Source organism: Micromonospora sp. NPDC002411 (assembly GCF_053592955.1).
Map to the genome: position 1 here is coordinate 1 of NZ_JBSFBM010000380.1, position 5907 is coordinate 5907.

General features: G+C 73.4%; 3 protein-coding genes and 2 pseudogenes. 3 read left to right on the forward strand and 2 right to left on the reverse strand.

The window, feature by feature from the left end; genetic code table 11:
• Positions 1-1985: ABC transporter ATP-binding protein (locus ACWCO3_RS30115; protein ID WP_450013263.1), on the forward strand; the 1985-nt coding region annotated here is incomplete at its 5' end.
• A 109-nt stretch (positions 1986-2094) separates the two neighbouring features.
• Entirely contained in the window at positions 2095-4638 is a 2544-nt protein-coding gene (locus tag ACWCO3_RS30120) for a hypothetical protein (protein WP_450013265.1), read from the forward strand.
• A 14-nt stretch (positions 4639-4652) separates the two neighbouring features.
• On the opposite strand, the gene mug is transcribed toward ACWCO3_RS30120, so the two are convergent.
• Together mug and ACWCO3_RS30130 are read right to left on the reverse strand one after the other, a co-directional pair.
• Positions 4653-5261 (reverse strand): G/U mismatch-specific DNA glycosylase, encoded by a 609-nt coding sequence (mug, locus tag ACWCO3_RS30125; RefSeq protein ID WP_145779880.1) that lies wholly within the window; start codon positions 5259-5261, stop codon positions 4653-4655.
• Positions 5258-5812: pseudogene (locus tag ACWCO3_RS30130) on the reverse strand (SDR family oxidoreductase); the annotation flags it as partial. The gene mug and the pseudogene ACWCO3_RS30130, both read right to left, overlap by 4 nt.
• On the opposite strand from ACWCO3_RS30130, the pseudogene ACWCO3_RS30135 reads away from it, so the two are divergent.
• Positions 5812-5907 (forward strand): annotated as a pseudogene (locus ACWCO3_RS30135) (ABC transporter permease); the annotation flags it as partial. The pseudogenes ACWCO3_RS30130 and ACWCO3_RS30135 sit on opposite strands and share 1 nt — an antisense overlap.

The following is a 5907-nucleotide window of genomic DNA, read 5'->3' on the forward strand; positions in this document are numbered from 1 at the left end:
CCAACCCGATGTCCGGAGGCGGCATGGCCGGGTGGAGCATGCTCCGGTCGATGCGCAACCGGGACGAGGTCGCCACCCACCGGCTCAAGCGCGGCGTGGCCCGCCGCATCGTCGCCTTCGCCCGGCCCTACCGGCGCGACATCGTCGTCTTCCTGGCCACCGTGGTGCTGGCCGCCATCATCGGTGTGGCCACCCCGGTGCTCGCCGGTGACGTGATCAACGCGATCAACCGGGGCGGCACCGAGGCCGGCCGGCTCGTGGTGCGCCTGGCCCTGTTCATCGCCGCGCTGGCGGTCGCCGACGCGCTGCTCTCCCTCGCCCAACGGTGGTATTCGGCCCGGATCGGCGAGGGCATCATCTTCAACCTGCGCACCCGGGTCTACGACCACGTGCAGCGGATGCCGTTGCAGTTCTTCACCCGTACCCAGACCGGCGCCCTGGTCAGCAGGCTCAACAACGACGTGCTCGGCGCCCAGCGGGCGTTCACCTCCACCCTGTCCGGCGTGGTCAGCAACGTCATCCAACTGGTGCTCACCGCGGCGGTGATGTTCACCCTCTCCTGGCAGATCACCGCGCTCTCGCTGGTGCTGCTGCCGATCTTCATCATCCCGGCCCGTCGCGTCGGTCGGCGACTGGCCGACATCACCCGGGAGGCGTACAACCTCGACGCCAAGATGAACGCGACGATGACCGAGCGGTTCGGGGTGGCCGGCGCGCTGCTGGTCAAGCTCTTCGGTCAGCCCGAGATCGAGGCACGCCGGTTCGCCGGTCGGGCCGAACGGGTCCGTGACATCGGCATCCAGTCCGCCATGTACTCCCGCACGTTCTTCGTGGCGATGCTGCTGGTGGCCTCGCTGGCGCAGGCCCTCACCTACGGCCTCGGCGGTTGGCTGGCGGTGACCGGCGGCGTCAGCGCGGGCACCGTCGTGACGCTCGCGCTGCTGCTCACCCGCCTGTACGGTCCGCTCACCGCGCTCTCCAACGTCCGGGTGGACGTGATGAGCGCCCTGGTCTCGTTCGACCGGGTCTTCGAGGTGCTCGACCTCAAGCCGGGCATCGTGGAGAAGCCCGACGCGGTGCCGGTGCCCCGAGGGGCCGGCCGGGTCGACTTCCGCGACGTGCGATTCCGCTACCCGAGCGCCGCCGAGGTTTCCCTCGCCTCGCTGGAGGAGGTCGCCACGCTCGACCGCACCGTCAACGAGCCGGTGCTCAAGGGCGTCTCGTTCAGCGTGGAGCCGGGGCAGATGGTCGCGCTGGTCGGCCCCTCCGGCGCCGGCAAGTCGACGCTCTCGATGCTCATCTCCCGGATCTACGACGTCAGCGACGGCCAGGTGCTGGTCGGCGGTGTGGACGTACGCGACGCGACGCTGGCGTCCCTGCGCGACGAGATCGGTGTGGTCACCCAGGATTCGCACCTGTTCCACGAGACGATCGCCGAGAACCTGCGCTACGCCAAGCCGGACGCCACCGACGACGAGATCTGGGCCGCGCTGGCCGGCGCCCAGGTGGCCGACCTGGTGCGGGCACTGCCCGACGGGCTGGACACCACCGTCGGGGAACGCGGCTACCGCTTCTCCGGCGGCGAGAAGCAGCGCATCGCGATCGCCCGGCTGCTGCTCAAGGCACCGTCGATCGTGATCCTCGACGAGGCGACCGCCCACCTGGATTCGGAGAGCGAGGCGGCGGTGCAACGGGCGTTGGCGGTGGCATTGACCGGGCGTACCGCCCTGGTGATCGCGCACCGGCTCTCCACAGTGCGCGACGCCGACCAGATCCTGGTCCTGGACGGTGGGCGGGTCGTCGAGCGGGGCCGGCACGACGAACTGGTGGCCGTCGGCGGGCTCTACGCCGAGCTGTACCGGACCCAGTTCGCTGTCGCCGACTCGCCCACCCCGTTCGTCGACGCAACCGGCCCCGAGCCGGTGGTCATGCCGCTGGGCACCTACCGCGCCGACGAGGTGCTTCCGCCCGCCGCCGCGAACTGAGCCCGGGTCGGCCGCTCGTCGTCGACGTCGTGTCGGTCGCTTGCTCTACGGTGTGCGCCGTGCAGACGTACCGAAACCTGCCCGTGCCCGCCGTCGCGGAGGTGGGGTGGTGACCCACCTCCTCAGGTGCCTGAGCCTCGGCGACGTGTCCGCCGTCGGCGCGCTGCTGAGCACGTTGGACGAGCCGGCCCGCCGGGCGCTCGGCGACGAGCTGACAGCCCATGTGCGACGTCGGCGGGACACCTGGTGGGTGGACAAGGAGGCGACCGCCCTGGCGGTGGCCGCGGTGGGCACGTTGAGCACCGCCACCAAGACCGCGGCCCTGCTCGGCCGGCGGTCGGTCGAGCTGGGCAACGCCGACCCGCAGCCGGTGATCGCGGCGGCACGCCTGCGGGGTGTGCCCTGGTTGGCGGAGGTGGCGTACCGGCTGGCCGAGCGGTTGCCCCGCAGCCGCTCGTGGGACGGTTGGCACTTCATCGCCGGGCTGCTGCTGGCCGAGAAGGCACCGCCGCCCACGGCTGACGCGTTCGTCGCCGGCTGGGCACAGTCGCTGTGGATGGCGCGATTCGAGAGCCGGCCGCAGACCCTTGTCGACCGGCTCCGCGCCGACCCGTACCTGGACGCTCTGCTGCCCCGGCTGTTCGAGGTGGACGGGATCGGCACCGACCTGACGTTCAACGGCGCCGGGCAGGGAGTGCCCCCGGCGTTGGTCGCGCTGGCGACGGAGGGGCGACTCGACCGGTCCACGCTGCTCGACGGGGTTCTCGGCCGCCTGTTGCGCGGCGATCGGCCGACCGCCCTGCGTCCGTTCCTCACCCTGCACGACCTGCTGGCACCCACGCCGGCCGAGGTGACGGCGCGGGCGAGCGCGTACCTGCGGCTGCTCGCCGACGCGCCGGGGCCGGTCGCCGGCCTGGCGCAGCGGGCGCTGCGTGACACGGGCGGCGACCTGGACCTCGAGTCGGTGGTGGACACCGCGCGGGTCGTGCTGGGTCGGCCGGAGAAGGCGCTGGTGCGCGCCCAGTTGTCCTGGTTGGACCGACTGGCCCGGCAGAACCCCGACCGGGCGGCCGACATCGCCGAGGCCCTGGCGTCGGGTGTCGCCCAACCCTCCGCCGATCTGCGGGACCGCGCGCTGGCCCTGGCGCAGCGACACGGCCACCGGCCGGTCGCCACCGTCGCAGTGGCGGTGGCCGGCGACGAACTGCCGCCGCCGGTGTCGCCCGCGCTCGTGCCGCCGCCGATCACCGACGTGGACGAGCTTATGGAGGAGATCACCGGGCTGCTCGGTCGGCAGTGGCCCGCGCTGACGCTGGAGCGGGTCCTCGACGGGCTGGTCCGACTGGCCACCCGCGAACGGGACGGGCTGGCGGTTGCCCTGCCACCGGTGCTGCGACGCGCGGAGATCCGCGCGCACAACGGCAGCTGGGCGGCGTTCAACCTGAGAGCCCAGTTCAACGGTGTGCTGCTGGCCGTCGCCGCGCCGACGGAGGCTCACCATCGGCGCGACCAATGGGCCCGCATCCTCGGCCAGTCGGTGACCTGGAGGGACCGGCTCTTCCGACGCCGGTCGACGGTCGAGCCGTCCAGGCAGCCTCCGCTCACGCAGCTCTACTGCGCCCGGCTCGCCGAGATCGGGCAGCGTCTGGACGGCGCTGACGACCCCGGGCTGCTGGCCGCCCCGACGTCCACCACCGGTGCCGTCGACCCGGCGGCCCTCTACGAGCGGTTGGACGCGCTCGGCGACCGGCCGGTCTGGCGGTGGGATCTCACCCAGGCCCTGCTGCGGCTGCCCGTCGGCGTGGACGACGCCCTAGCCACCCGCGCCGCGGCGCTCGGCACGCCAGCCGGGGACGAACTGGCCGGTTGGCTTCGCGGGGAAGCCCTACCGGCGCCCGTGCAGGAGGTGGTCACCGTCGGCCGGCGCGAGCGTCGCCACGGGTTCGACTACGGCTACGACCACCTGCCCGTGCGGCGTACCCTCGTCGCGACCAGTCCGCCGGAGGGCGTGGCGGACCCGATCGGCCTGCTCACCGTGCCGGTCCGCCCGGTCGGGCAGGGGCCCGCCGACTGGAGTGACCTGTGGCCGGCGTTGCTGCCGGGGCATCGGGGTCTGGTCGCCGCTCGCCTGCTTCCGGGTGTCGCCAGCGCGGCGCAGGAGGACGCCGAGGGGCTCGGCGCGGTCCTGCCGCAACTCGCCGAGTGCACAGGCGTCGGCGGTCCGGCCGTCGACCTGGCGCTGGCGTACGGGTTGTGCGCCCGACACGAGGCGGACCGGGTCGCCGCCCTCGACGCTCTCCTGATGCTGGCCTCAGGCGGTGAGCTGGACGCCCCGGGCGTCGGAGGTCAGCTGGGCACGTTGGCGGCGGACAACCAGGTGACGCTGACGCGGGCGGTGACACCCCTGCGGGACGCGGTCGCGGCCGGTGCTCGGCTGAGTGTGTGGCGGCTCCTCGCCGCGGCGCTGTCGCCGTTGCTGGCCGGGCCGACCGCACCGCGTGGCACGCCCGACCTGCTCGCCCTGGCCGCCGAGACGGCCGGCGTCACCGGCGTCCGCATCGAGGTGCCAGGGCTGGTGGAGGTGGCGGCGCGCGGCGGCACGAGCCGGTTGGTGAAGGAGGCCCGCCGGCTGCACACCGCGTTGACCACCTGACCGGCCGGCGTTCGTCAGGTCGTCGCGGGCATGCGGCGGTCCGGTAGCTCCGTCGCCATCCGCAGCTCGGCGAACGCCAACCCCAGCGTGACCGGTGTGAAGTGCGCGTTCAGGCCGCTCGGGTTCGGCAACACCCAGAGCCGGGCGTCGGCCAGCGTCTCCGACTGCGGCCCGAAGGTGGCCTTCGGCCGCTGAAAACCGATCCGGTACGCGGTCACCCCCACCACCGCCACCCAGCGCGGCCGGTGGCGGGCCACCTTGTCGGTCAGGATCGCCGCGCCGTTGAGCAGTTCCTCGGTGCTCAACTCGTCGGCGCGGGCGCTGGCCCGGGCCGCCATGTTGGTGATGCCGAGCCCGAGGGCGGGCAGCTCGCCCTGTTCGCTCGGGTGCAGCAGTCGGGGGGTGAGCCCGCCCGCGTGCAGCGCCGGCCAGAACCGGTTCCCGGGTCGGGCGAAGTGCCAACCGGTGGCGGCCGACCAGAGGCCGGGGTTGATGCCGACGAAGAGCACCTCCAGGCCCGGCGCGAGGACGTCGGGGATGGTCCGGTCCGCGGCGGCGGCCAGCTCCGCCCGGGTAGGCCGTGAGTGCCGGACGGTTGACGGGAGGCCCGGGTCTGTCGTCACAGCCCGCGCAGCGCGCCGCCGTCGACCGGCACGGTGATCCCGGTGAGGTAGCTCGCGGCGGGGGAGAGCACGAACGCGGCCACCCGACCGAACTCGGCCGGGTCACCGAGGCGGCGCAGCGGGATGCTGGCCTCAGCTTCGGAGCGGGCACGCTCCGGGTCGCCGGTGGCGGCGAACAGCTCCCGGTTGCGGTCGGTCATGATCCGGCCGGGCAGCAACCCGACCACGCGGACTCCGCGCGGACCGTAGTCGTCGGCGATGTCCTTGGCCGCACCGACCAGACCGGGCCGCAGACCGTTGGAGATGCCGAGGCCGGGCACCGGGCCACGGGCCGAGGTGGAGAGCACCAACCCGATCGCGCCGCCCTCGGGCAGCGCGGCGGCGACCGTGCGGACCGCGCGGATGGTGCCCAGGAAGACCGTCTCGAAGGAGAGCCGCCACTGCTCGTCGGTGATCGCCGCGGCGTTGCCCGCCGGCGGGCCGCCGACCGAGATCAACGCGCCGTCCAGCCGACCGAAGTGCTCCCGGGCCGCCGCGACGAGCTGCTCCGGCGCTCATCCCGGTCATCACCTTCCTCGGTGTGGAGCTGGGCAACCTGATGAGCGGCGCGATCATCACCGAGGGCGTCTTCAACATCCCCGGCGTG